Raw genomic sequence first — 25,548 nt, 5'->3', positions numbered from 1 at the left:
TTCAACAACGCGCATTAAAGTACAGCCTCTCACACTTATTTTTCCTTGATTATTAATTGGACAGCACCTCACTAATAGGCTGATGAATCCGAAGGTTTGCAACCACAATATATGAAGTAACATCCCAAAATATGAAGTAACAACAAATAAAATGTGGCTTTTAGGCATTTTATCCCGAAAAATCCAAGCGTTAACCTGCATAGATACGGTAACGGGAACTCAGATCTACCACTTTATTTTACTCATAAATTTAGACTGCTGAGCTTTCAACCCCACCACTATATGCATCTTGGACGATCAATTAGCCTGACGTGGAAAACTTAAACTATGAATAAACTCAATGGAATAACCCTCGCACTGACCAGTGTGATGTTTAGTGGTTATTTGCACGCTGCAAACACCACTTCATCGGATGTTACTGTCTTTGTTCCCGGGGAGACAAAAGTACAGAATGGCCAAATGGTTTCGTATAACGGAGAGTGCTTTATTGCAAATAATAATCCTGGTGTATGGGAAACTCCAAAGGCGAATTCTTGGTTTTGGGATTTAGATGAGTGTTCCGGTGACGTCAATCCGGAGCCAGAACCTGAGCCGAATCCAGATCCAATCCCAGACCCTAGCGATATTATCGCATTTATTCCTGGCCAGACTCAGGTCAAAAACGGGGATGTAGTTTCCTATGGTGACCAGTGCTTTATCGCTAAGAACAATCCTGGAGTTTGGGAAACGCCAAGCGCAGGCTCTTGGTTCTGGGATGTAACGCAGTGTTCAATCGAACCTAACCCTGAAGAAATCAAACTTTCGATCGTTTCACCCGTTTCAGGTCAGACAGTGATACAAGGAAAAGTGGTTGCGTTCAACACCAATATTGAAGGTCAATCTGCTGCCAAAGTTGAGTTTTGGGCGGGAAGCACTAAACTAGCGACGCAAGCTGTAAGCCAAAGTCAAACTACATACTCCTTTAGTTGGACACCTACAGCACCAGGTGCAGTAACACTTAAAGTGGTAGTGCTAGATAACAATAGCCAAGCACTAGAGGAAAAAAACGTAGCGGTAACCGTACAAGAGCAAGGAGGTAGTGACTTCACTGCCCCTGTAGTACATTTCACAGCACCAAAAAATGGGGCAACCTTCAATGAAGGTGAGACTATTGCGATTTCAGTAAATGCAACTGACATTGATGATGACCTTTCTCAAGTGGTCGTTCAGGCAAACAACACTCAAATTTGTACATTCAGCATAACAAACTCTCAATCTTTTGATTGTAATTGGCAACCAACCACAACGGGGAATGTGACGCTAAAAGCGATTGCAACTGATGCTCAAGATCTTACTGCATCAGCACAGGTTCAAATTGCCGTCGAAAAAGAAATGGTAGAGCCGCCACCTGCGGGCGAATTATGTGAAGACTTCAACGTTTATCCTGATTGGACCCGTAGCGACCACGCAATAGGTGGAGACATCATGGTGCACAACAACATTGCTTACTCAGCGAACTGGTGGACAAGCTCAATTCCCGGCAGCGATAGTTCGTGGGCATTGCACGTAAAATGTGATGGCACAGAGCCAGGGGCGAAACCAAAATTGTCACTGCAAAACCCGATGGATCCACTACGTCTAGAACTCACTGGCTGGCCGAATACTTTTGTTGTAGCTAGCCCTTCCATTGAAGCACCGGTAACACTCACCATCGATACCATCAACAGTGCAGCACTGACTGATAGCAAAGCGTTAACTCAAGCGTTCATTACTTTCATTCTACAAGCAGAGCAAGCGGATGGTGCTTCTATTGTGATCCGCAACGATGTACTGGATCTAGCAGTAGCGGATGCAGGGGAGTCTATCGGTGTGGTCGATGTTAAAAATGCTCTGAAAAACGCCGTCGCATTTACGGGTAGCCACATTGATGACGATGCTATCAATGCGCTAAGCAACGATGCGAAAGGTTGGGCGCAGGCACACAATTTGATTCTTTCAACCCTAGCACCACAAGCAACCTTTGGTTGGTCATTATCTATCGGTAATTTTGCTTACGATGTACACTCTGGCCGCCAGTCAATATGGGATAAAGCGTCAGTATTTACAGCAGATATGCTAGATAAATTCGAACTTTACAAAACAGATTCAACGAACAAAGCGGACTTTGTTGTTTTTACCAAATCTGGCGAAACAAACGCACTTACAAGCGAGCAATGGCACAACGCATTGGAGTATGTTAAGCAAGTTTCTGACTTCGTACTAGCGCCAGTAATGTTAGCAAATATGCCGACAGATCAAACAGCTGGTTACTTTATGGGTGATAGTCAAGGAAAGCCACAAATTCGAAAAGCCGCTTACAGTAATATCTTTGCAATTTTGTTTGACCAAGACACAGACGAACTAATGTCTAAAATTAAGCGTTATCAACAGCATAAAGTCCCGCTTTACTATGTGGGGAAAACGTTAGAGAAAGGTAAACTCACACGTATCGAAGCATTAAATCAAGAGTTGGAGAGCGCTGAAAATGTAATGAATAATGAAGCATTTCTATATGAAACGCCCAATTCTCAATGGATTCCATCAACAGTTTACAAGTGGGCTGACTTCCTTGATGGCTTAAATGCCATGCATAACATTGGCGTGGCCGATAACAAGTTCTGGCTCATGGATGATGGCGCTGACGATGCCACTAACATTGTGTATGCCAAAGTTGCAATTGCAGCGTTCCTTGCACAAAGTATGCAAGAGACGATTCGGTACAACGCGTGTGATGAGAACAACTGGTCTGAAATTCGCTGGGGGGCTCCGACTGACTACCCAATGTCAGCAAGTTGCGGTCAACTAGGTCAAAAATATGCTGACTACGGTGTTAACCCAACTTCTGGTTTAGACCATGCTTATTCTTGTCCTCGAGATAACAAAATGGAAGTGAGCGCATTAACTCACGCTCAATGGTATGGTGCTCCAGCGCCAGTATTTGCTGCTCCAGACTCAGTGCTTGAAGAGCGCGGTCTGTTGGTTAATGGCAGTGTAGGTCGTTGGACCAATCAAGGTCACTGTAACGGTGGCGCAAACGAGAGTATCGATACTTCTAAGCAAGTTTGGGAACGTGACGATTGTAAAGTTTATGTGGGCCAAAAAGCAGGTAGCTTTGTTTGGGATGGAAGCAGCCAAGAAAGTGTCGAAGGTTGTAGCTGGTGGGGCCGAGGTGTCATTCAAACAACTGGTCGCCAAAACTTTGGTACGCTAAACCACTACCTAGGTCGTTCACACGTTGATCCGGAGACCATCGGTAAAACGATTGATGGCGTAACCGTTGAAGCGCCACCAGCGAATCCTCTATATGCTGAACTTGATTTCTGTTCTAACCCAGGACTTATCTGTAGCTCTGAAAAGAGCAAAGAGATCAAATGGATCGCTGGCTTATTCTATTGGGTAACCTCAGTACAAGCATACTCGAATGAAGGCGGCCCATACGCAGATTGGGACTACCATAACGAACTGAAGAAATACGTTGAGGGTGGCCTAAAAGGTTCTCAATTTATCGATGATGTGTCAGGTATCGTTAACCGTGGCTGTCCCAATTTGACCTGCTCTACTGGCGATGTGCACAACGTCAAGGAACGCCGTGACAACTTTATGCTAGTGCTAAGAAAACTAGGCCTAGATCCAAAGTAAGTCAGATTCTAGGAGCCCTCGTCAGGGCCCATGTAATTGACACTGCACCCGCAAGAACCCTACGTAGTCGTAGGGTTCTTTTTTCAGCGACTGGACGCTCAATATTCACCTTGATGGGCCATCAATTACATCGCGATCTCGATCAAACACGAAATGAAAGCCCTAAGGCGGCCATCTTATCGGCCATTCCACGCACATCCTGCGCTTGACCCGCCAACTCATCCACATCTCGCGCATTCGAGTTTGACGCGGTTTTGATATTGGTCAGACTCTGGCTGATCTCTTTAGCCACCACACTTTGTTGCTCAGCGGCGGTAGAAATATGGATGGCGGAATCATCGATCGCTTCGACCGCTTGATTTAACGATTCTATCTCAGCACGTGCTTCCCGAGTCGATTCAATGCAAGATTGCGCTACGTCAGTGCCACTTTGCATGGTTGACTTCAAAAGATGCAACGCGTCGAAGATCTCTTGCATGGAACTTTGTATTCCTTCGACTGCTTTTTGGGTTCTTTGACTGAGTACCCGTACTTCGTCCGCCACCACCGCAAAACCCCTTCCCTGCTCGCCAGCTCGCGCCGCTTCAATTGCAGCATTCAGCGCCAACAAGTTGGTTTGCTCCGCAACGCCTTGGATTTCAGACATCACATTATCAATCGCAGAGATTTTGCTCGCCATCAGCTCGGTGTTTTGCGCCGAGGCATTCACTTCTTTGGCTAACATAGAAACCTGATTTTCTGCGGCAATCACTTTCTCATTTGAGCGCTGGCAAAGTTGAGCAGCAAGATGCACTTGTTCCGATGACATTGCACTGTTTCTCGCCACTTCAGAAATGGTCGCCACCATCTCTTCAACCGCGGTCGCGATGGATTCGAGATCCTCATTCTGAATACGAATGCTGTTACTTGTCCTGCCGGAGATTTGTTCCAGTGTTTTGACTCGGGTGAGCAAATCCCGACTGGCGTCTAAGACTCGTCCGAGAATGGTTTGATTGCGCCCTTCATCCATCAGTAAATGAAACTCGGCTTGATTGGACGGATTAGTACAGAAAATCCAACGAGACACACTGTCGTATTGACGCTGAAGTTGTTGGTTAAAGTTCGGATAAACCACTAATTCGTTGTAAAACAGGGTGAAGAAAAGCACAGGAAACAAAATACTGAGATAAGCGCTGTACAGAATAGTGCCAGCCGTGATCGCCACAGAGCAGAGTGCTACAAGCGCAAGCTTGAGCTGATTACTCATTACCAAACGGGATTTGACGGGTTTGCTTTGACGCAGTGCTTGATAGGCCATTTCTGCCCTCGCACGTACTTTCGGATCGAGCTGACGCCTTACTGATTGATAACCAACTAATTGCTCATGCTCATAAATAGGCGTGACAAAGGCGTCGACCCAGTAATAGCGGCCATCTTTACAACGATTTTTAACTGCCCCCCGCCAAGCCGTACGCTGCTTAAGATGTTCCCACAGATCTTTGAATGCCTCTTTGGGCATATCAGGGTGTCGCACCATATTATGGTTCTTGCCAATCATTTCGTCACGCTCGTAACCAGCGACCTGACAAAATGCGTCATTGGCATAAGTAATCACCCCTCTTGTGTCTGTCGTCGAGACTAACTCCATCTCTTTTCCAAACTTAACCTCTTCGTCAACAATGTGATGATGCTTTTTCATACGGCCCCCCAACTGAGCTCTTTTTTTACAGTATAGGTGCAAATAAGCATATCAATTGATTTCATTAATCTATTTTTTTAATGCTTTGATTAACAAATACATTTCTATCAATAAACTTTCTTGTTTTCTTATTCGTCAATACATTCATTGGCCTAGAAAGAGTTTTGTCTCAACAACTGTTCAATAACCCAACACGGTTAGAACTCCCGCAACGCAATCTTTGAAGACAATCTTGCAAGTATATGAGAGGCACTCGTTTCAACAGAAAACCCGACCTACAGCGGTTGCATTGCACAGCAGTAAAGTATCGACTATATATTGAGACAAACTAAAGAATTACAACATAACATTCACTTTCCCTCTCTCACGTTGGTTTGACTATTCAGGAGCTTGAGATGTTCGTTTCAAAACGTTCTTACACCGACAAAGTGTCTCATTTGGAAAACGAGGTAACCCAATGCCAAGCTTTCAGAGAGTCACTAAAGCAATCCGTCCCTTATATAGAATTCACCCCAGCCGGTGAAATACGCTTCGCCAATCAACAATTTCTCAATGTGGTGGGCTATACCCTTGAGGAGCTTGTAAATCAACATCATCGCATGTTGTGCTTTCCTGAAGATGTCTCTACCTCTACATATCGCCAACTTTGGGATGACTTAGCCAAAGGCAAACCGCGCAGCGATCGTTTTATTCGCCAGCACAAAAACGGCAATGCCGTATGGGTGGCTGCCACCTATTTTCCAATTATGAATCAAGGAAAAGTGGAATACATTGCCAAAGTGGCGTCCGATGTCACCAAAGCACAAATGGAGTTAGAACGTAACCAAGCTTTGCTTAAAGCCATGGACAAGTCGCTTGCGGTGATTGATTTTACCCCGGATGGCACCGTGCTCGCTGCCAATGATAATTTCTTAAGATGCTTTGGTTATTCATTGCACGAAGTGATCGGAAAACATCATCGCGCTTTCTGCGAAGAGACGTTTTATCAGCAAAATCCTCGATTTTGGCAAGATCTTGCTGCGGGAAAAATTCAGAGCGGTCTTTTCATGCGTTTAGACAAATATGGTAAACATATCTGGCTAGAAGCTACCTATAACCCAATTTACAATCATGCTGGCCAAGTCGTGAAGATCATCAAACTCGCCAGTGATATCTCCGAACGTGTGGAAAAATCGATGCAAGTGCAAGAAGCAGCGAAAACGGCGCAGAAAATCGCACAAGACACCGTCAACTCCGCCGCTAACGGCAAAGCCAGCATTTTGAGTTTATTAACTAACTCGAAAGCCATTAATCAATCGGTGCAAGATGTCAGTAATCAAATAGCCCAACTCAATGGCCAATCGAAAAATGTGGAAGCGATTGTTTCCACTATCAGCTCGATTGCCGACCAAACCAACCTACTGGCACTCAATGCTGCAATTGAAGCGGCTCGGGCGGGCGAGCAAGGCAGAGGCTTTGCTGTGGTCGCCGATGAAGTGAGGCAGCTAGCGGCACGAACATCGCAATCGACCTCAGAAATAGCAGAGGTGATTAATGCAAACTCCAGTATCACACAGAACATTGATAAAACCATTCAAACCGTGTTTGAAAAAGCCTCTTCCGGAGAAACACAAGCTGAGCAAATCAAAGAAGTAATTGAGGAGATAACCGCAGACGCGGATCTGGTATCAAGCACGGTAAAAGGGCTCTCTTTGTGATGTGATTTCATCGCATCTTAAGGCACCTTCGGTCAGAAAAACAAGCATTTAGCAGGAGTTAGCGTCATTATACGCTGACTCCTTTTTTACTCCACCAACCCAACAGTTTAAACACGCTAAATGATTGAGTTGTTAATATTTACACCGAAGTTGTAAGTGGACATCTTGGCCCACCTGACGTGACGTGCGCGACTTCTTTACCCGCACGAATGCAGAGCCCATCTTTTCGCGACTCTCAACCGTCTCAATACAGTGCCCCCTTAACAACAATCGCGGAGCCGCTGCGTGACGGCACAACATCAATACACTGCGCCATTTGCTCTTTCATTTCTGCGACGTGGGAAATCACCCCGATCATTCGCCCGCTCTGTTGTAAATCCACCAGCGTTTGCACCGCCAGATCGAGCGACTCCGGATCCAAGCTGCCGAATCCTTCATCGATAAACAGCGTATCAAGACGAATACCACCACTGTAAGATTGCACCACATCCGACAAACCGAGCGCTAAAGAGAGTGCCGCCATGAAGGATTCTCCGCCAGACAAGGTGGCAACATCGCGCGATTTGCCGGTGTAACTGTCTTCCACCACCAGATCTAAGCCTCGCCCCGCCACGCCTTTAAAGCCTTCGGTTTTGCGGCTGAGGATATATCGACCACGACTCATTAAGCTCAAACGTTGCGACGCTTGGATCAACACATCATCCAGCAGCACGCCCAATACAAAGCGATGTAAGCTGATTCGGCTGCCCGTTTTACCACTAGCGACGTCGTAAAGTGTACCGTAAACCTTGTATTCCTCTTCAAGGCGTTGATTGTGTTGGTGTAACTCGGCGATCTTGCGCTGCACACTTTCCAGTTTGGTGACCAAAGAGCGCACACTATCTCGCTCATTTTTGACTTGCAGATAACGCTGCTCACACTCTGTCACTGTCAGCTCTTGCTGCGCCAATTCCGGCGGCTGTTTATCTTGCAATCGCTGCTGGAAATCCTGATAAGTCTGCTGCAAACGGGTAGTCTGCTGCTGAAATTGCTCCAGTTCTTGCTTCCATTGCTCCAACTGGCTGGGCTCTGCCCGCTGCGCCAAGTAGTGCTGCTCGTCGCTAAAGGCTGACATGTCGAGAGCCTCACGCCAAGCCAAATGATGTTGTTCACTCCGATGCTGTATTTGCGACAACATGTCGCTGTGCGCTTTTAGTTCACTCCGCAGTGCCGATAGCGTTTGTTTGATCTCATCAAGGCGTTTTTGACTGAGCTCTTTGGCTTGTTGCCATGTTTCGATCTGTTGGCTGAGCGTGGCCATTGTCTGCTCAACCAAAGTCACGTCGCTCCATTCGCTGGCGATCTGCAGACTAAATTTGCTTAGCTGTTCACGCTTTTCTTTTAACGTCGCAGAGGCAGAAATGAGTTGTTGGGTGAGCTCTTTCTCCATAGCATCACCTTTGCCACAGCGCTCGCTCAGTTGCTGGACATGACTCTCCAACTGAGCGAGGTTGATCGCTTGCATTTTTTTGAGCTCGGCTTGCAGCTCCAGCAGCTGGGCTTGCAGCGCTTCAATTGAGGTATCCAACAAAGCGCCCAGATTTGCTTCGCTTTGTGCTAACGCTTCTTGCTGTTGAGTGACTTTAGACAGGTGTAACGCCAGCGCATTCTCGCTCTGGTTAAAAACGGCGAGCGCGTTTTTCTCCCGCTCGCGCGCCTGCTCGACTTGCACTTTACTGACCGGCTCTCCCGCAAAGCTCGCTTTAGCCGGATGATCTCGGCTGCCACAGACCGGGCAAGGGTCGCCTTGGCTAAGACGTTCAGCAAGGATCGCCGCTTGTTCATTGTGCCAGCTCAGCTCAACCCGATCGGCACTTTGCTGAGCGTTTAACCAGTGCTGCTTTGCCTGTTGTTGCGCCTGCTGCTTGGCTTGTGTCTGCGAGTGGAAATCTTGCAAACCTTGCTGAAGTTTCAAGTGGTGCGTGTAGTCGTTGATCTGGCGTTTCAACTCCCCTTCACGCGCTTCAAGCCGTGGCTGCTCCGCCAGTGCCTGCTTGCCTTGGTCAAAGACGCTGGTGGCCGATTGCAGCTCTTGCTGCATCACCGTTTTGTGCGCTTGCACGCGCTGCAATTGATGCTCCAGCTTTTCAACTTCTGCGCCTAAATGGACAATCTCTTGTTCAAATTGCGCTTTTTGCATCAGCTTGGCCTTGGCGGTTTCTAAGGCAAACTTTTCTTGCTGTAGCTCAGGAATGCGTTCAGCTTGTTGCTGGGCCTGGGTATGCTGTTGCTCTAACTCATTCGCTTGCTGTGTTGCTCTGCTTAGTGAAGCATTAAGCTCATCAATCTTACTTTGCTGTTGAACAATATCGTTAAGGATATTCTTCCACTGGTGGTAAGACCCATCGAGTTGCTGCGCTTGGCGGGCATGCTCAAGCTGCAGTGCTAAAGCTTGCATCGACTCCTTTTTGCCCAGATGAGTATCGAGCGCACTTTTCGCTGACGCCTGTTTATTGAACTCTTCCAGCAAGGATTTGGCCGTAAGGAGAGCTTGTTTGGCGTCGTTGTAGCGGCCTAAGTGCTGTTGTTCTTGCAGGTTCAACTCAGTGAGCACGCTTTGCTGCTCTTTCAATGTCTCTGTCAGAGACGATTCATCACTGACCTCAGCCACATCCAGCGCACCACGGATCTGCTCATCAAACTTCTCTTTGGCGCTGCTGATCGCCTGCGCTTTCTCTTTCAGGGCAAATTCGATGCGTTTGTATATTTCCGTTTGGAACAACTGGCCAAATATCTCTTCGCGATCTTTGGAACTCGCAAGCAACAGTTCGCGAAATTTCCCTTGTGGGAGCACCATCACTTGGCGAAACTGAGTCTCGCTTAGACCAATCAACTCAGCGACTTTGCCTTTCACTTCGTTGGTTTTGGCGGTGATCAGTTTTTCTTCGTCATCGAGTAAATAGAGCGACGCAGTGTGTTTTTTTACCGTCGTCCCTTCGCCACGCGCCTTGGCCGCTTCTTGCTCTGGCGAGCGCTGAACAAGGTAACGTCTGCCGTGTAAGACGAATTCGAGAGTGACTTCGGTCGGAGTTTTCACATCGGCGAGATCACAACGCATCTGCGTGCCCTGCCGCTCATTACCCGTGGTTTCGCCATACAAAGCGTAGCAGATGGCGTCCAATATCGAGGTTTTCCCTGATCCCGTTGGCCCGTTGATCAAAAACAGTGGGTTAGATCCGAGTAAGGTAAAGTCGATCTCTTCACGGCCAGCAAAAGGGCCGAATGCTTGCATGGTGAGTTTGATGGGTTTCATGCTCTCTCGCCCTTACTGTTTCAACAAATCTTTGACAATGGCGCTGAGCGCCTGATCTTGCGCGCTGCTCAATTCGCTCTCTTGCGCTTCGCGGAAAAAATCACGGAACATATCCGCTTCACTGCGCGCCAGTTTTGCTTGCGCCATTTGTTGTTCTACGCCAATCAACATGCCCGGTTTCTCTAAATGCAAAACGTTCGGATAGACCGTACGAAGCTTGTCCATCGGATTAAGGATCGCGTGCTTATCCAGCAAGCGCACCAATAGGTAATCGTCCGAGTTAGGATCTGTTTTGCCACGTGTAATGATGTCATCCAGTTCCCCCTCCAGCACGCGCATTTCTCGCGGTGCTTTGAGCGCGACATGCTCAGCGTTAGCAAATCCGTTTTCATCGAGCGTTACCAGCGTAAAACCTTTCTTTTGGTGCTGCTCGGAAAAGCTGTATTTCATCAACGAGCCACTGTATCGGATGTGGGCTTCACTGCGCTGCTGCGGCTGATGCAGATGGCCAAGCGCAACGTAGTCAAAGCAGCGAAAATGGTCCGCACTAACTCGATCCGAACCGCCAATGGAGAGCGGCCGCTCCGAATCACTACTCTCTCCGCCATCCACAAAACAGTGGCTCAGCAGCACGTTTTTCTGCACGTGTTGCAAACGGGCCTTAATCTCTTCAACCAATACTTTGTGCGCTTGGTCGTAGTCTTTCACATCAGCGTCAAAGGCAAAACGCACCTGCTCTGGATCGCTATAGGGCATGCCATAAAAAGCCACCTGACCCGCCTGCTCACTTTCCACTACCACAGGAGTCAGCATTTGCTTGAAGTTACTGATGATGTGTAACCCGGCTTGTTTCATTTGCGAAGCACCAAAACCGAGTCGCTGCGCGCCATCATGATTGCCGGGAATGATGATCATCGGCGTGTTCAGCTCGCCGCAAACGCGCGTAACGGTTTGGTCGAGCAGTTCTACCGCGGCGGTCGGTGGCACTGAGCGATCGAAAATATCCCCCGCCACGACAACGGCGTCGACCGGATGCTGCGCGATGTATTCAATCAGTTGATCAAGAACGGCGCTTTGGTCTTCCAACAGAGAGACGTTGTGAAACTGGCGGCCTAGATGCCAGTCAGAGGTATGAATAAACTTCATGAATTGTCACTTACACCAACGAACGTATGACGGAATGCCACGTTTTTCAGGCGATAGCATAGCCTGAAAAATCGGCCATTTCATCGTATCAAGCGGTGAAATTGACATCCGAAGTGATTGAAAGGGCAATAAATGGGCGAAACGCCCACAAACTCATACTGTGTTGATGACCGGCATTGGAGTTAGCACTCAGTGCGGTTGCGCCCGTTACGTTTGGCTTTGAGCAGTGCGTGATCGGCGCGTTTAAGCACTTCTTCATAGCTCTGCGCATTATCGCTATCGGCAAAACCAATGCTGGCGGTGATAGTGAGATCCGGATCGATATCATCAAAACGGCTCTGCTCGATACGCTCTCTCAACTGCTCAAAATAGGCGTACGGCTGATCGCCTTGATACAACAGGGTGAACTCTTCCCCACCCCACCTTGCCGTTTTTTCAGGTGATTGCGCATAATCTCGCAAAATGTGAGCGATGGTGATAATCGCTTTATCGCCAGCCAGATGGGAATATTTATCATTGATTCGCTTAAAGAAATCGATATCCAAGATCGCGACAAAGAAACGCTGCTGATTTTCCTTAGCGTGATTGAAAGTCGCTTTGATCTCGTTATCAAAGGCGCGGCGATTCGCCAAGCCAGTTAATACATCTTCTTTTGACAATCTTTCATACTTCTCCGCTTGCGCTCGGATCTCTTGCGTTTGCAGTGCCACTTGTTTTTTCAATTGAAGCTCATTGCGTTTAAGCGCGCTTAGCCGCCAGCGAATCGCAGCCACGAGCAGGATCAGTGCTGCCAGTGCAACGGCAATACGAACTTCCGTACGCTGCCAAAAAGAGGGGTACACAGTAAATTGGTAAACATGCTGCGCATCATGCCACTCACCGTACGGCGAGCGTGCGCTGATGCACAAACGGTATTCCCCAGGCGGCAGATAGGTGTATTCCACCGTGGTCGCATTACCGCGATACGACCAATCGTTGTCAAACCCTTCCAGTTTGGTCCGGTATTGCAAACGTTCAGACATCACAAAGCCCAGCCCAACGTAAGAGAAAGAGATACGCGTCGTGCCCGAAGGAACTTGGCCTTGCACGTCGACATTCATGCTGGCGGCGTCAAATTTTACTGATTCGAGCACAACGGGTAACAGATGGGCCTCATTGTGCGTCAAACTATCGGGATGAATCGAAGCAACGCCTTTTGCTGTGGCGAAATAGAGACGCCCTGAACGGCTGATTATCGCGGCCGGATTGGAGCCACCGTTTGCCTGGCTACTGGCCATACCATCATTTTCGTCGTAATGCTCAAACTCTAAACTGGCATACATGCCGTCTGCAACCCGATGTGCCTGCTCGTAGCCAATGCGCCAAATACCTCGGTTACTTGACAACCAGAAGTGACCTTGGCCATCGTTAACCACTTGGAAAAATTTGTCGATGGGCAACCCCTGCGGACGCCCAACAAGCGCTGTGGTTTTATCCCGTTGCCGATAGCGCACCACACCACGATCTGTGGCGATCCACACATAGCCCGGTTCGGTGTAAAAACCGAAAGCGTATTGAGCAGCTTCCAGCTTGTCTAAATTGAGGCGAGAAAAATGCTCACCAGAGAGAACGCTGACACCAAGCCCAGTTCCCACCCAAATTTTACCGAACTCATCTTCCGCCAGCGCCATCACGTAGTTATCAACCAGCTCGCCATTTTCTTTACTAAAATAGCGCAAAGTACCGTCTGGTGAGCGTTCCACTAACCCCGCAGGCGTTCCTATCCATAAATTATTCTGACTATCTTGAAGCAAAGCTCGAATTTCATTAGTCGGTAAACCACTATTTTCACTAAGAAATAAACTTAGCTGCCCAGCTTGGAACACCATCAGGCCATGTTGGTAGGTGCCAACCCAAGCGCTGTCTGCGCTTCGCTTTGCCAAGCTCAGCACGGAGAGATTCTCACCGTGACTCGGTACCGCTCGCGCCCCTGAGCTATCCAGCACACTCAGGCCATTGCTGCTACCGATGAGTAGATGATCGTCAGCGATCTCCAGCAGAGTGCGGACATAGTTGCCTATCAAACCTTGTTCTTGAGTCACAGAAACAAAGGGAGCTTCTCGTAAACGGATAATCCCGCCATTGGTGCCGATCCAGATGTTACCTTGCTGATCTTCAAGCCAAGAGAGCACGCGGTTATTCGGCAGCCCTTGACGAACGTCTAGCCATTCCAGCCCATGCGAACTCAAGCGTGCCACACCTCGATTGATAGTGCCAAGCCAAATACTGCCCGCGCTGTCTTGCTCAACCACCGTAACCACGGTACTTAACAGAGCATTCTCTACAGGGCTGAGGATTTGCCCGTCCCAGCGCCAAGCGCCACGGTTTGTCCCTAGTAGAATATCGCCGTTAGGTGCTGATGAGACATAAGAGACACGCTCAAATTGCGTTGAAGAGAGTTTTTGTGCCGCGTTCTCGGTTAGGCGGTAGAGCCCGGCATCCGTTGCCGCAATAATCGCTCCATTCGCATCCTGAGCAAGGCGATAAGCGCTTATATTGGTTAATCGCCATTGCTCTTCGCCATAACGACCATCATTAAGATGCGGGCGAAACACTACCCCTTTACCTTCAATGGCAAACCATAAGTTTTGCTGTAAATCGACAAAAATATAATTGACCAGCCCGGCAAGCGGGGGTTGCTCATGCCAAGTATAACCTTGACGAAGTGCTAAACTACCGCGTGCACCGCCCACCCACAAACGATTGGCACTGTCTGCCGTCAGCGAGCGCGTGCCAGAATCGAGCATATGCGTCTGCGGATTCCGATCAAAACGTTTGAAATTGAGACCATTGTAACGAGCAACCCCTTCCCAAGTGGCAAACCACAAGTAGCCATCTTGGGTCTGAGCAATGGCATTAATGCTATTGTGGGGTAACCCCTGATTTGAACTCCAAGTTTCAGAGAAGTAATCGGATAGACGTAGTGGCTGAGCAAAAAGAGAAGTCGAGCACAAAGCGGTCAGTATCAAAATCGCCAATCGCCTAGAATGAAAGAACAGAGGTGCCCAGTTTATACTACTCATTTACGTCATTTTCCTTCACTGCGGTTTAAACCAAACGGCAACCAACGAAACCGCCGAAAAATATTTATGATATAAATATAAATTAACATCTAAGACACAACAATATAGTGGTGATTTATACAGGCAGTATGGCGTATGGAATTCGTCACCTTGTGACAAAACTCTCATGCTCAGAGACAAAACCAGAATCAAGCAAAATAATCAAGCCAATACACACTCACCGTTTCGCCAAATACTTCTCTTCGCATAAAGTTCGTTACACCAATTGGTAGGCTTTTAAAAGCACCAACCCAATCGTACAGGTGATGGTTGAAAGCACCGTGGTCAAGGCAATAATGTTTGCCGCTAATGTGGCATTGCCTCCCATCGAGCGCGCCATCACATAACTTGCCGCAGCGACAGGCGAAGCATTCATAAAAAATAGAATACCCAGTTCTATACCGCGAAATCCGAGCAGATAGGCGGTGCCGGTTACAAGCACTGGCGCCAAAACCAATTTGTAGCTGCTGGCAAACCAAGTGGGGTAGCTTTCATTTTTGAGCAAACTGAAATTAAGTGAGCCGCCCGTACACAAAAGCGCCAAAGGTAGTGTCATCTTAGACAGATAATTACCGGCATCTATTGCGACTTGCGGAACGGGAATAGACAACAAGTAAAATGCGACGCCAGAGAGGATAGCGATGATCAGCGGATTTTTGGTTAGGGTTTTAAACACCACTTTGAGCGCTTTGTCACCGCTGTTTTTACCTTTCGGTGATAAGCAGATCACGGCTTGAACGTTGTAGATAAAAGTAGTCACCGCAACATAAATTGCAGCCAGCGCGACCCCCTGAGAGCCATAGGCGTTGGCCACATAAGCGATACCAATAATGCCCGTATTGGCGCGAAAACCACCCTGAATCACCACGCCTTGATCAGGAGAGGATTTAAACAACAGTTTGACGGAGATGAAGGTAAAAACAAAAAAAACGATGTTGGCAACAATGCCAAAATTGACAAAATGACTGGCGGCGGAAAAGTCGTGTTCGGCGCTGACCAGACTGAGAAACAGCATGGTGGGCAAAGTAACCTGGAACACCAGTTTGGAGCCTACTTCGATAAAAGGCTCGTTGATCAATCCGATACGTTTAAAAAACACCCCCAGCAGCAACATCAGACAGATAGGGCCAGTGACCGACAAGGAAAACTGTAACTGAGCTAAAAGTGATTCCATCAAGCATCCCGCTGGCAAGTAAGTTTTAAGTGACTGATTGTTGTCTCAGCGCAATCTTTCGTCCAGTTATTTCACTGTTTTTGCATTATTTACCGTAGATTCTAAGCGTTATGGTTCGAACAATTCACTGGCCGTGCCTTTCTATCGTCCTTCCATTTTTCCGCAGGATTTTGCAATAAGCTTAAGCAAAATGTGCAATAAACCTAAGCAAAATGGATACCGCAGCCAATCTCAAGTACAATGCCCCATATCCAATTTGCGCAAAGCATTTCTTTTTATGTGAACCGCAAGGTTTCACATAAAAATCGATAAAGTTAAGGATTTATATTCCCAATGGTGAACAACTCAATTCAATGGTTTCCTGGGCACATGCACAAAGCCCGCAAAGAGATCGAAGAAGCCATTCCACAAGTCGACGTAATTATTGAAGTGCTTGATGCACGTATTCCTTTTAGCAGTGAAAATCCGCTTATTTCTAAAATTCGTGGAGAAAAACCTGTGGTTAAGGTCCTGAACAAACGCGATTTGGCCGACCCAGAACTGACTCAGTTGTGGATCGAACATCTTGAAAAAGAGCAAAACGTGAAAGCGATGGCGATCACCACCTCTCAAACGCAGGAAGTGCACAAGATCATGGAGCTCTGCCGCAAGCTGGCCCCGCATCGAGAAGAGATCGGCAAAAACATTCGTACCATGATTATGGGCATCCCGAACGTTGGCAAATCAACCATCATCAACACGCTGGCTGGACGAGCCATCGCTCAAACAGGTAACCAACCTGCCGTGACTCGCCGTCAGCAACGTATCAATCTGCAAAACGGGATTGTGCTCTCTGATACTCCAGGGATCTTGTGGCCTAAAGTTGAAAACCCGCACAGTGGCTTTCGCCTTGCCGCTACCGGAGCCGTTAAAGATACCGCCATGGAATACGATGAAGTGGCTTTTTACACCGTCGAGTATCTCGCCAAACACTACCCGCAAAAACTCAAAGATCGCTATCAGATAGACGAGCTTCCAGAATCCGATGTAGAGCTGATGGAAGAAATCGGGCGCAATCGGGGGGCATTGCGCTCTGGTGGCCGAGTGGACTTACATAAAGCCAGTGAGATCCTACTGCATGAGCTACGTAATGGTACTTTAGGGCAGATAACGCTTGAGAGACCAGAGATGATCACTCAAGAACTGATCGAAGTTGAAATCGAAGCCGCACGCCGCGCGGAAGAAAAAGCCAAGCAAAAAGAGGAACGTAGAAAACGCTACCTCAAGAACAAACGCTGATCCAAAAAAGCCGGTTCTTCCTATCATCACCTCATTTTTCAGGGACGTATTTTACGTCCCTCTTTTTTAGCCTTTTATAATCAATAAGCTAATAATTCTATTTATTTTATATTCCCTAAGGGTAGATAAAGATTAAAAGTATCAAATAAGGAACAACTATATTTGCTACTTCTCACAAAAATATAATTATTCACCAATGACATTCGTTGAATACTGAGCGATAAATCACTCGTCAGCTGGCGCTTGTCTGTGTATTTTTATAGAGAATAAAATTATGAATAACATGTTTCCTAAACAACTACCTGAATTTATATCAAATCGCTTATTATTTCAGGTAGAAGACCTGATTCATAGTAACAAGAGCAAAACACATTTAGTCATGGGAAAAGTCCCAGAAAATGACTCAATTATCATGCAGAGCAATGATTATTTATCAATTGCCAATCATCCTGAAATCAAACAGGTTCATACTGATGCAATAAATAAATGCGATGCCAGTGTTGTGATGTCGGCTATTTTTTTACAAAGCGAAAAGAGCAAACCCAATTTTGAAAAGCAGCTCGCCAACTATACTGGAATGTCATCTTGTCTGCTGTCACAATCCGGCTGGGCAGCCAATATTGGTCTTTTGCAAACGATCTGCGCCCCTACAACCCCGGTCTACATTGACTTTTTTACCCATATGTCACTTTGGGAAGGAGCGCGTATCGCAGATGCAGCCATCCATCCTTTTATGCATAACAACCTCAATCACCTGATTAAGCAGGTTGAACGCTACGGTGCAGGGATCATCATCGTTGATTCTGTCTACAGCACAATTGGCACTGTCGCACCGCTCAAGGATCTGTGTGACATCGCAGAAAGATATGGATGCGCGATTATCGTCGATGAGTCTCACTCGTTGGGGACACATGGCCCACAAGGCGCGGGATTAGTCAAAGAGCTAGAACTGACTAGTAAAGTTGACTTTATTACTGTCAGCCTAGCCAAGTCGTTTGCTTATCGGGCCGGGGCGATTCTTGGCCACGATCTCATTTCACAAACTCTACCGTTTGTTGCCTACCCGGCGATATTCAGCTCTACTTTACTGCCATTTGAAATCGACAGATTAGAGAAAACACTGGAAATTGTCCGAGGAAGTGATGAAAGAAGAGCCCAAGTCGGACGCTTGGCAAGACAGCTTCGTCTAGGGCTCAAGCAGATCGGTTTTCAAGTTCGCAGCCAATCTCAAATTGTCGCCATTGAAACGGCCGATGAGCGGAACACCGAGCATGTACGAGACTATTTAGAAGACAACGGTATTTTTGGCTCTGTATTTTGTCGTCCAGCCACAGGAAAAAATAAGAATATCATCCGATTTTCTATTAATGCATCACTTGACGAACAAGATATAGAAAAAACAATAGAGGTATGCCGCTCGGCCTATCAGTCTGGACAATTTATTTTTGTTTAGAAGCCACTATAAATAAAGAAGAGCCCTAAGGGCTCTTCTTATATCCAATGTGATATTTTATCTAGTAGTTTATTTTTATCGGCGGGTTTAACTAAATAATCAGACATTCCTGACTGATTAATTCTCTCTAGTGTTACGGGAGTACTGTCACCAGTATGGGCGATAATTGGAACATGAGCATATTTTTTATTTGACTGACGGATCTGAATTGACGCTTCTATACCGTCTAATATCGGCATTTCAATATCCATCAAAATGAGATCAACATGATGTTTTTCCAACGCATGAAGCGCTTCCCGACCATCTTCTCTTTGAATCACTTCGAAACCCTGTTTCTCCAATAATAAAGAGGTGAATTTTCGCAGCGAATCATTATCGTCAACCACCATTATCACCCGTTTGCCATCGTCGGATTTTCTGACCGGAGCGGGCATGTACGCATCAAAGTTTGCGTCAAACATGAGTCTGTCGATAATCTGCGCTGTATTGAGTAACCAAGATTGCGTTTCAACCCACAATACCGGCAATGTACTTTGGTTGCGGCGATTGACTATCGCATCTTGATACAAGTAAACAATGCGCGCTTCGGTAAAATGCAGTAAAGATTCTAGCCTGTCTAGCTGGCTGTTTTTTAAGTCGACCGAACTCAAATCCAGAAAGATAAGATCATATTCAAACTCATGTTCGGCCATTAAGCACGCTTGCTCGGCCGTTTTTACCGTGAGGGCGAAACCGCTTGAGCGAGCTGATTCCGCCATTTTTTTACACAGAATCTCTTGCTCACTGATAAAAAAGACCGACTTGAGTTTCATCAGCTCATACTTGATTTCACCAACTACTTTAGATTTTACCAACGGAAACGTCAGCGTAAACTCCGTCCATTGCCCTTGCGCCGATTGACAAGCAATGCTGCCACCAAAGGATCGCATCACCTTTTTACAAAATGGCAGTCCCAAACCATAGTTACTACTTTTCCCAGTGGTATAGAAATCCTTAAAAATATGTTCCATCGACGCTGGCGCAATTCCCTGACCGTTGTCTCGCACGACAACCATGTTCTCCGTATCATCGCGACTTATCGTAATATCAATGGTGAACACCTCAGGATTGCGATAGTTAAACGCATTTTTAACAAGGTTATAGATAACGTACTTCAGTAGCGTGTGGCTGCCAAAAAAGTCAAAGTTCCCTTCTTCGTGGTAGCGAATGCATTGCCTGTCCGCCGATTTTTTATAGCTAAAGCTTTCAATGGCATTTTTGACCACTTCATTGGCCGAATGTCGCTTAAAGGTTGAACGAGATACACGATTTTCATCAATCGAGGTTAAAAGCAGATCAATCGTCTCATTGCCCGAATGGATAATCTTCATCGCTTCTTCACTTACTTCTCGTAGCAAAGCGACGTCTTTGGCACTTAGCGCGTAGTTACTGCGTTTTTCAACTTTATCGTTGGGAATCACCGATTGAATCACATCAATAGAAGCAACCAAGCCACTTAGCGGATTACGCATTTCATGGGCGATTCCGGCACCAAACGCTTTGGCGATAGAGATCCGTGATTCATGTTCAACTTGATTGCGAAAATAGAATAAGTTGCCAAACAGATAGATAAAGAGAAATATCGGCACATGACGCCAGTCGACGGAAATCACTAGATGGTAGTCATTACACACATACGCGGCAAGTACCGCCATGCCAACACCGATAAATGTTTGACTAAACATTACCTTAGTCATATGGACTAACAAGATGTGTAAGAAAATCGCTGCCATAAAGGACATGACCCAAACGTTCGACCATTCATTCATCAACAGCATAAAAAAGAAGAAAAATGGCAAACAGGTTGTTATCACTATCAAATAGACGATGGGCATACGCGTGCGGATCGGCATGGGTAACCGCTCTCGCAAGACCAGCAGCAAGAATAAAGCTGAACAAAGTAGCCTGAGCGGAAGATTCTCGTAAGACTGAGGAAAAAGATGCGTCCAAACCCAGTAGTAGGTCGGAAAGCCGAGAAACCCCATCCAGCCGACAAGCGTCAAGTTAGGGTTAGCATATTGATAAACCTTGCGAATCGATTCCATGTCACTACTAGCCAATAGTGGTTAATGTCATAGATTGCGTTAGTGCAATCTTGCATAAGCCTTGTTATTTATAGGTATTTTTTCAGGTAGTCACCCGATTACTGGTTAGTATATATCCTTATGAGATATGGTAAACAAAGAAAAGCTGCAAAACGCAGCTAAGTGCAAGATTTTTCTGATTATACAAAACAACATACCGCACAAAAGACAAGGCCGCGTTTGTTACGGCCTGTTCATTTATCCTTTATGGGAGCTTGTCGCTCAACTAAAAACTACGGCGGCCAATAGCCCAGAGGAGAGCTTTTCTGCCGACGGCCAAGTGATTACCTGCTCAATCATCTCGGTACCATCGGAAGCTTGTCGCTTTCGACACTCAGTCAATGTGCCGCCAATGCTTTGATAAAACTCGATCGCGTCTCGATTGCTGATATTCACTTCCAGATAGAGTCCGCGATCAGAAAAATAGTGCTGCTGCCAGTTGGCAACTTCTTGCAATAATTTCTTACCAATGCCACGTCGCTGAAAATCACCGTCTACATGCAGAGAATCAATAAAGGTTCCGAGTTCAAAATCGTGATTACCAAAAACGCAGGCAAAGCCCAACAACAAACCACCTTCTTCAGCCAAAATTACATGTTGGCTAAAAGGCGGGTTGGTTAAACGAGTTTGCCAAAGAAGCAGCTTTTCCGTTTGCACATCGTTTTGCAAATAACGTCTGCTGAGAATCTTGCTGTAATGCCGCTTTAAGCTAGTCGCATGCAAATAAGCGACTCTTTCATAATCCACATATTCTGCCGTTATAAATTCCATTTAACAGTCCGTCCATCTACCAGAAATCCATTTATAGAGTATTAATACTACATCCTCTTATCAGCAAAGCAAAACATGTCGTTCACATTATCTATCAATTAATTTGACTTACACGTGTACGCTGATAATCTAGCGAACAATTGTTAGCTCAAAAAACGAGGTGTCCTGTGGAGACGCAAAAACCACCACTCATCTGGTTGAATATCTTTATTTTCAGCTTTTCACTTTTGTTAGCATTGGTAGCGACTCCTTGGTATGCCTGGGAGCATGGACTGACCGTCTGGCATGCGCTTTGGTTTTTTGTTGCCTTTAGTTTCACCAACCTTTCGATTACTGCGGGCTATCATCGACTATGGAGTCACAAGACTTATGAAGCACATTCGCTGCTTCGAGTGCTTTTCGCCATAGGCGGTGCTTTTTCACTGCAAAACAGCATTTTGCATTGGTCGTCGGATCACCGACGCCATCATCGTCATGTCGATGATTTTGATAAAGATCCCTACTCTGCGTCACGCGGATTCTGGTTTTCACATATTGGCTGGATGCTACGTCACTACAACCAAGAGAGTTATTCTGACTACACTAACTGCCGTGATTTACAAAAAGACCCCATCGTGATGTGGCAACATCGCTACTACGTGCCTTTAGCGATAGCCACCAACTTAGGTATTCCTCTTATGCTTGGAGCATTTTATCAGGACTATGTTGGTATGTTGCTCGTGGTTGGCGCGCTGCGTTTAGTCGTCAGCCATCACAGTACATTCTTCATTAACTCACTCGCCCACATTTGGGGTTCGCAACCGTTTACCGATAAGAACAGCGCTCGGGATAATGGGATACTCGCTATCTTCACCTTCGGCGAGGGCTATCATAATTTCCACCATATTTTTGAAAACGATTATCGCAATGGCATCTATTGGTGGCAGTACGATCCGACTAAATGGCTGATCAAAAGCTGTTCTTGGATTGGGTTGACGAAAAGACTGCGCGTAACTCCGCAACTGAAAATCGATACTGCAAAAGCAGCGCAAATTTTTAAAATGGCCAAAATGAAGTTGGAAGAGCGAGCAGAAGCGGCTTCATTGCATGAGCAATTGCAGAGGGAATTTGATAGCTTAACCGCTCTCATGAAGGAGTACTACGAAGCGAAGAAGCAGTTACTTGAAAGTAAGCGCCAAAATGCGGCGCAGAAGTATGAAAACGCACTACTCACCATTCGTTATAAACAGCTTAAAGCCGACCTCGCTGAGCGTTATCGCTTGTGGAATCAATTCGTCGAAGCGTACGCATAACCTGTAGTATATAAAAAATCAGGGCTCCGTTTGGAGCCCTGATTTTGTCGACAAGCCGCATTAAATCTTCAGGACGTACTTGTCCATCATTGCCACCATCCGGCCAATCTCTGGTTTAGTAATAGTGTCATTCGCCCCTAAAGCCAACGCTTTCGCGCGGTTGTCTTCGCTCATCAACGAAGAGAACATCACAATTGGCATCGAATTGTACTCTGCCGTTTCCCGCAGACGCTTCACCAAATGCATGCCATCCATACGAGGCATTTCTACATCGGTTACCACCGCATCAATCAATTCGCTGACTGGCAATCCTTCTTCTTTTGCGACTTGGATGAGGCTCATTAACTTCTCAAACGCTTCGCCACCATCTTTACAAGCAATGATGTTGTAGCCCGCAGAGCTGAGGGTATCTTGGATCAGTGAACGGATAAACGCTGAGTCATCGACCACCATGACCGTTTTCGCGTTGCGCTTAGAGACCATACGCTGGTTAAGATCGACCGAGCGATCCACCTTAACATCGTATTTTTCCATACTTAGTTCAGGGTTAATGTCGGCGATGATCTTCTCGAAATCTAAGATCATGATGAGGTTGCCATCTTTACGCACGACAGCGACGACACAATCTTGCTCACCCGCTTCCAAAAACTGGCTGGGCGATTCGACGTCGTTCCATGAAATACGGTGGATACGGCTAATGCTATCGATCAGAAAGCCGTTAGTCATCTTGTTGAAATCAGTTACGATCACAAACTTACGCGCCAGATCTTGGCGGGTTGGCACACCCAACCACCCTGCGAGATCCACCAGCGGAGTTAATACATCTCGAGAGGAGAAAACGCCGATCATGTGAGGCTGGGCATTCGGATAGTCTGTGGTTTCTGGCACCTGAATAACTTCACGCACCTTCGCGACGTTAATCCCGTAGTAGCAGGTTTTCGTTCTGCCGTCGGGTAACGTTTTTTCTAAGTGAAACTCAATAATCTCAAGTTCATTGGTCCCACTTTCTGTCAAAATTGTACTACTTGGATGGCTCATGTCTTTACATACTTCAGGTAGTGAAAGCGCCGCAAACATTGCGTCGTCTTTATTATTTATTAGTTTATTTTTACTGCTTAGGCCCTATTTGTAAATCGGCAAACTTCTTAGCAGTTCAAATAATTCGCTAAAAGTGCCGTAAGCGAATACTTTCTATGGCAGACGCTACTCTAACATCAATAATAGTCACTGTTTGCCGAGTTTGTAGAAGTTTTGCAATTAAACCACACAAAAAGCAATAGATTGCACTGCATATTGACCAATAAAAATCTTGGTAAAAACAACAATAATGACGGGATACAATGACAAAATCCGGTTTGAGCAAAACACTCGAAACCGGACCATGACGCTTTGGGGATTTACCTTAATGCGCTATTCGATGTGCACATACTTGCGCTTAAAGTCGGAAGCCGAGGCAAACACGATAATCGACAATAGAGTAATCAAAGCTCCAATACTGTAAATCAGTTGCTCATTAACGAGCAGTTGATAGCCGCTTACCAAGGATATCGAAAGTACAATCAATAAGTTCAGTCGATGCAACCAAGGGTGCTTGACTGAAAAAACCGCATATTTGGCACCAATCATCTCTTCTCATTCTTTATTAGATTAATAATTTAACAGCTCAATAAAACCACACTATTTGTAAAGATACAATTAATTACTGAGCTTTTTGGGCAAGAAATCACACGTTTTGCTTCTGTATAAAACACTTTTTATATCATGAATATAAGCAAATCTTATAGCATCATTAGCATGAACGAGCGCACAGAAATGAGCTTAATTAAAAACAACTTATTGAATAACCTGGATTCAATGCGCTCTGTTAAGTGACCGCTTACGATAGAGGAATCACACTGTTTCTCTCAACCAGTGTAGGTTCCAATTGGACAACTTGCACTTCCTGAGTCTGCTTTTTGATTTTCTTCAGTAGCGTTTCTACCGCCGCTTTGCCTAAACGATATTTTGGTTGATGGATGGTGGTCAGTGATGGGGTCATAAACTTGGCAATGTGGATATCGTCATAACCGACAATCGAAAGCGACTGAGGAATCACGATCCCTAACTCATTGGCTGCATTAATCACTCCCATTGCCATCATGTCATTGCAGACGAAAATGGCACTGGGTAGTGAGCCTGAAGAATGCATTTTCTTGAATGCTTGATAGCCACCTTCGCACTCAAAATCCGCTTCAATTATCCAGTTAGCATTGAAGGCTAAGCCCGCTTCATTCAGAGCTCGCTTATAGCCTTCATAACGCATTTGTGCTTGATGCTTAATTAGTGGCCCAGTAATGCAGCCTATTTGCGTGTGTCCAGAATCAATAAGATGCTTGGCAGCTAAATAGCCGCCACGTAAAGAATTGTCTTGAATCTTGTCACTTTGAAACAGCATGGGGCCCCAGTCCATCACCACGACAGGGATGTCAGGATACTGTTCAAACACGTCTAACCTTTCCCCTTCGAGCGAGGAGCACATCAAGATCAATCCATCGACTCGCTTTTGTAATAGCGTATTAATCGAAGACTTCATGCGCTCGTTATCGCCTTCAGTGTTGCAAAGAATCAAGTTGTAACCTTGGAGGAAACAACTGCGCTCTACTCCCTTAACCACCTCACCAAAAAAGGGATTGGTTGAGGTGGTCACAAGCATGCCAAGTGTGTTAGTGCGATTGACTTTTAGGCTACGAGCGAGTGCCGAGGGTGCGAAATAGTGGAGCTCTTTGGCAGCGTTATTGACGCGCTCAGCAATCTCTTCGCTGACAAATCGGGTTTTGTTGATAACATGGCTAACCGTTGAGGTAGAAACCCCGGCAAGTCGGGCGATATCTTTCATGGTTGCCATGT

General features: G+C 46.2%; 15 protein-coding genes and 1 pseudogene. 6 read left to right on the top strand and 10 right to left on the bottom strand.

The window, feature by feature from the left end; translation table 11 throughout:
• Positions 1-327 precede the first annotated feature (327 nt).
• Complete coding sequence (locus tag EWA64_RS18715) at positions 328-3,657, top strand: Ig-like domain-containing protein (RefSeq protein WP_061895708.1); 3,330 nt, start codon at positions 328-330, stop codon at positions 3,655-3,657.
• A 142-nt stretch (positions 3,658-3,799) separates the two neighbouring features.
• On the opposite strand, the gene EWA64_RS18710 is transcribed toward EWA64_RS18715, so the two are convergent.
• A complete protein-coding gene (locus EWA64_RS18710) occupies positions 3,800-5,335 on the bottom strand; it encodes a methyl-accepting chemotaxis protein (protein ID WP_061895709.1) in 1,536 nt (511 codons plus the stop codon).
• Between the two features lie 395 nt (positions 5,336-5,730).
• On the opposite strand from EWA64_RS18710, the pseudogene EWA64_RS21265 reads away from it, so the two are divergent.
• Together EWA64_RS21265 and EWA64_RS21260 are read left to right on the top strand one after the other, a co-directional pair.
• A pseudogene (locus EWA64_RS21265) lies at positions 5,731-6,492 on the top strand (PAS domain-containing protein); the annotation flags it as partial.
• Between the two features lie 18 nt (positions 6,493-6,510).
• Complete coding sequence (locus EWA64_RS21260; RefSeq protein ID WP_439655069.1) at positions 6,511-7,032, top strand: methyl-accepting chemotaxis protein; 522 nt, start codon at positions 6,511-6,513, stop codon at positions 7,030-7,032.
• 244 nt (positions 7,033-7,276) lie between these two features.
• On the opposite strand, the gene EWA64_RS18700 is transcribed toward EWA64_RS21260, so the two are convergent.
• From EWA64_RS18700 to EWA64_RS18685, 4 genes are all read right to left on the bottom strand, one after another.
• Entirely contained in the window at positions 7,277-10,324 is a 3,048-nt protein-coding gene (locus EWA64_RS18700) for an AAA family ATPase (protein ID WP_061895711.1), read from the bottom strand.
• 12 nt (positions 10,325-10,336) lie between these two features.
• Complete coding sequence (locus EWA64_RS18695) at positions 10,337-11,470, bottom strand: exonuclease SbcCD subunit D (RefSeq protein WP_061895712.1); 1,134 nt, start codon at positions 11,468-11,470, stop codon at positions 10,337-10,339.
• Between the two features lie 182 nt (positions 11,471-11,652).
• Entirely contained in the window at positions 11,653-14,532 is a 2,880-nt protein-coding gene (locus tag EWA64_RS18690; protein WP_082796722.1) for a ligand-binding sensor domain-containing diguanylate cyclase, read from the bottom strand.
• A 256-nt stretch (positions 14,533-14,788) separates the two neighbouring features.
• Positions 14,789-15,745 (bottom strand): AEC family transporter, encoded by a 957-nt coding sequence (locus EWA64_RS18685; protein WP_061895713.1) that lies wholly within the window; start codon positions 15,743-15,745, stop codon positions 14,789-14,791.
• 333 nt (positions 15,746-16,078) lie between these two features.
• Between EWA64_RS18685 and ylqF the strand changes: the two genes are divergently transcribed.
• Positions 16,079-17,023, top strand: coding sequence for a ribosome biogenesis GTPase YlqF (gene ylqF / locus EWA64_RS18680; protein WP_061895714.1), 945 nt, complete (start codon positions 16,079-16,081; stop codon positions 17,021-17,023).
• 274 nt (positions 17,024-17,297) lie between these two features.
• Entirely contained in the window at positions 17,298-18,476 is a 1,179-nt protein-coding gene (gene cqsA / locus EWA64_RS18675; protein ID WP_061895715.1) for an alpha-hydroxyketone-type quorum-sensing autoinducer synthase, read from the top strand.
• Positions 18,477-18,514: 38 nt separating this feature from the next.
• On the opposite strand, the gene EWA64_RS18670 is transcribed toward cqsA, so the two are convergent.
• On the bottom strand, positions 18,515-20,560 hold the full coding sequence (locus tag EWA64_RS18670) for a hybrid sensor histidine kinase/response regulator (protein WP_061895716.1): 2,046 nt from the start codon (positions 20,558-20,560) through the stop codon (positions 18,515-18,517).
• A gap of 261 nt (positions 20,561-20,821) precedes the next feature.
• Entirely contained in the window at positions 20,822-21,370 is a 549-nt protein-coding gene (locus EWA64_RS18665; RefSeq protein ID WP_061895717.1) for a GNAT family N-acetyltransferase, read from the bottom strand.
• A gap of 167 nt (positions 21,371-21,537) precedes the next feature.
• Here EWA64_RS18665 and EWA64_RS18660 point away from each other — a divergent pair, with 167 nt between their 5' ends.
• On the top strand, positions 21,538-22,662 hold the full coding sequence (locus EWA64_RS18660; protein WP_061895718.1) for an acyl-CoA desaturase: 1,125 nt from the start codon (positions 21,538-21,540) through the stop codon (positions 22,660-22,662).
• 60 nt (positions 22,663-22,722) lie between these two features.
• Here the strand turns inward: EWA64_RS18660 and EWA64_RS18655 are convergent, their stop codons facing one another.
• The 3 genes from EWA64_RS18655 to EWA64_RS18645 all read right to left on the bottom strand — a co-directional run bounded on the left by EWA64_RS18655 (position 22,723) and on the right by EWA64_RS18645 (position 25,546).
• Complete coding sequence (locus EWA64_RS18655; protein WP_045572291.1) at positions 22,723-23,700, bottom strand: chemotaxis protein; 978 nt, start codon at positions 23,698-23,700, stop codon at positions 22,723-22,725.
• Between the two features lie 372 nt (positions 23,701-24,072).
• A complete protein-coding gene (locus EWA64_RS18650) occupies positions 24,073-24,288 on the bottom strand; it encodes a hypothetical protein (protein ID WP_061895719.1) in 216 nt (71 codons plus the stop codon).
• 250 nt (positions 24,289-24,538) lie between these two features.
• Complete coding sequence (locus tag EWA64_RS18645; protein ID WP_061895720.1) at positions 24,539-25,546, bottom strand: substrate-binding domain-containing protein; 1,008 nt, start codon at positions 25,544-25,546, stop codon at positions 24,539-24,541.
• Positions 25,547-25,548: the final 2 nt, after the last annotated feature.

The organism is Vibrio cidicii (assembly GCF_009665415.1).
Taxonomy (GTDB): Bacteria; Pseudomonadota; Gammaproteobacteria; order Enterobacterales; family Vibrionaceae; genus Vibrio; species Vibrio cidicii.
This window is presented reverse-complemented; position numbering and strand designations above follow the sequence as displayed.

Excerpts from the sequence above, each read along its gene's own strand:
- EWA64_RS18700 (WP_061895711.1), bottom strand. The coding sequence starts at position 10,324 with ATGAAACCCATCAAACTCACCATGCAAGCATTCGGCCCTTTTGCTGGC.
- EWA64_RS18695 (WP_061895712.1), bottom strand. The coding sequence starts at position 11,470 with ATGAAGTTTATTCATACCTCTGACTGGCATCTAGGCCGCCAGTTTCAC.
- EWA64_RS18715 (WP_061895708.1), top strand. The coding sequence starts at position 328 with ATGAATAAACTCAATGGAATAACCCTCGCACTGACCAGTGTGATGTTT.
- EWA64_RS18670 (WP_061895716.1), bottom strand. The coding sequence starts at position 20,560 with ATGGAATCGATTCGCAAGGTTTATCAATATGCTAACCCTAACTTGACG.
- cqsA (WP_061895715.1), top strand. The coding sequence starts at position 17,298 with ATGAATAACATGTTTCCTAAACAACTACCTGAATTTATATCAAATCGC.
- EWA64_RS18665 (WP_061895717.1), bottom strand. The coding sequence starts at position 21,370 with ATGGAATTTATAACGGCAGAATATGTGGATTATGAAAGAGTCGCTTAT.
- ylqF (WP_061895714.1), top strand. The coding sequence starts at position 16,079 with ATGGTGAACAACTCAATTCAATGGTTTCCTGGGCACATGCACAAAGCC.
- EWA64_RS21260 (WP_439655069.1), top strand. The coding sequence starts at position 6,511 with ATGCAAGTGCAAGAAGCAGCGAAAACGGCGCAGAAAATCGCACAAGAC.
- EWA64_RS18655 (WP_045572291.1), bottom strand. The coding sequence starts at position 23,700 with ATGAGCCATCCAAGTAGTACAATTTTGACAGAAAGTGGGACCAATGAA.
- EWA64_RS18690 (WP_082796722.1), bottom strand. The coding sequence starts at position 14,532 with ATGAGTAGTATAAACTGGGCACCTCTGTTCTTTCATTCTAGGCGATTG.
- EWA64_RS18645 (WP_061895720.1), bottom strand. The coding sequence starts at position 25,546 with ATGGCAACCATGAAAGATATCGCCCGACTTGCCGGGGTTTCTACCTCA.
- EWA64_RS18685 (WP_061895713.1), bottom strand. The coding sequence starts at position 15,745 with ATGGAATCACTTTTAGCTCAGTTACAGTTTTCCTTGTCGGTCACTGGC.
- EWA64_RS18650 (WP_061895719.1), bottom strand. The coding sequence starts at position 24,288 with ATGATTGGTGCCAAATATGCGGTTTTTTCAGTCAAGCACCCTTGGTTG.
- EWA64_RS18710 (WP_061895709.1), bottom strand. The coding sequence starts at position 5,335 with ATGAAAAAGCATCATCACATTGTTGACGAAGAGGTTAAGTTTGGAAAA.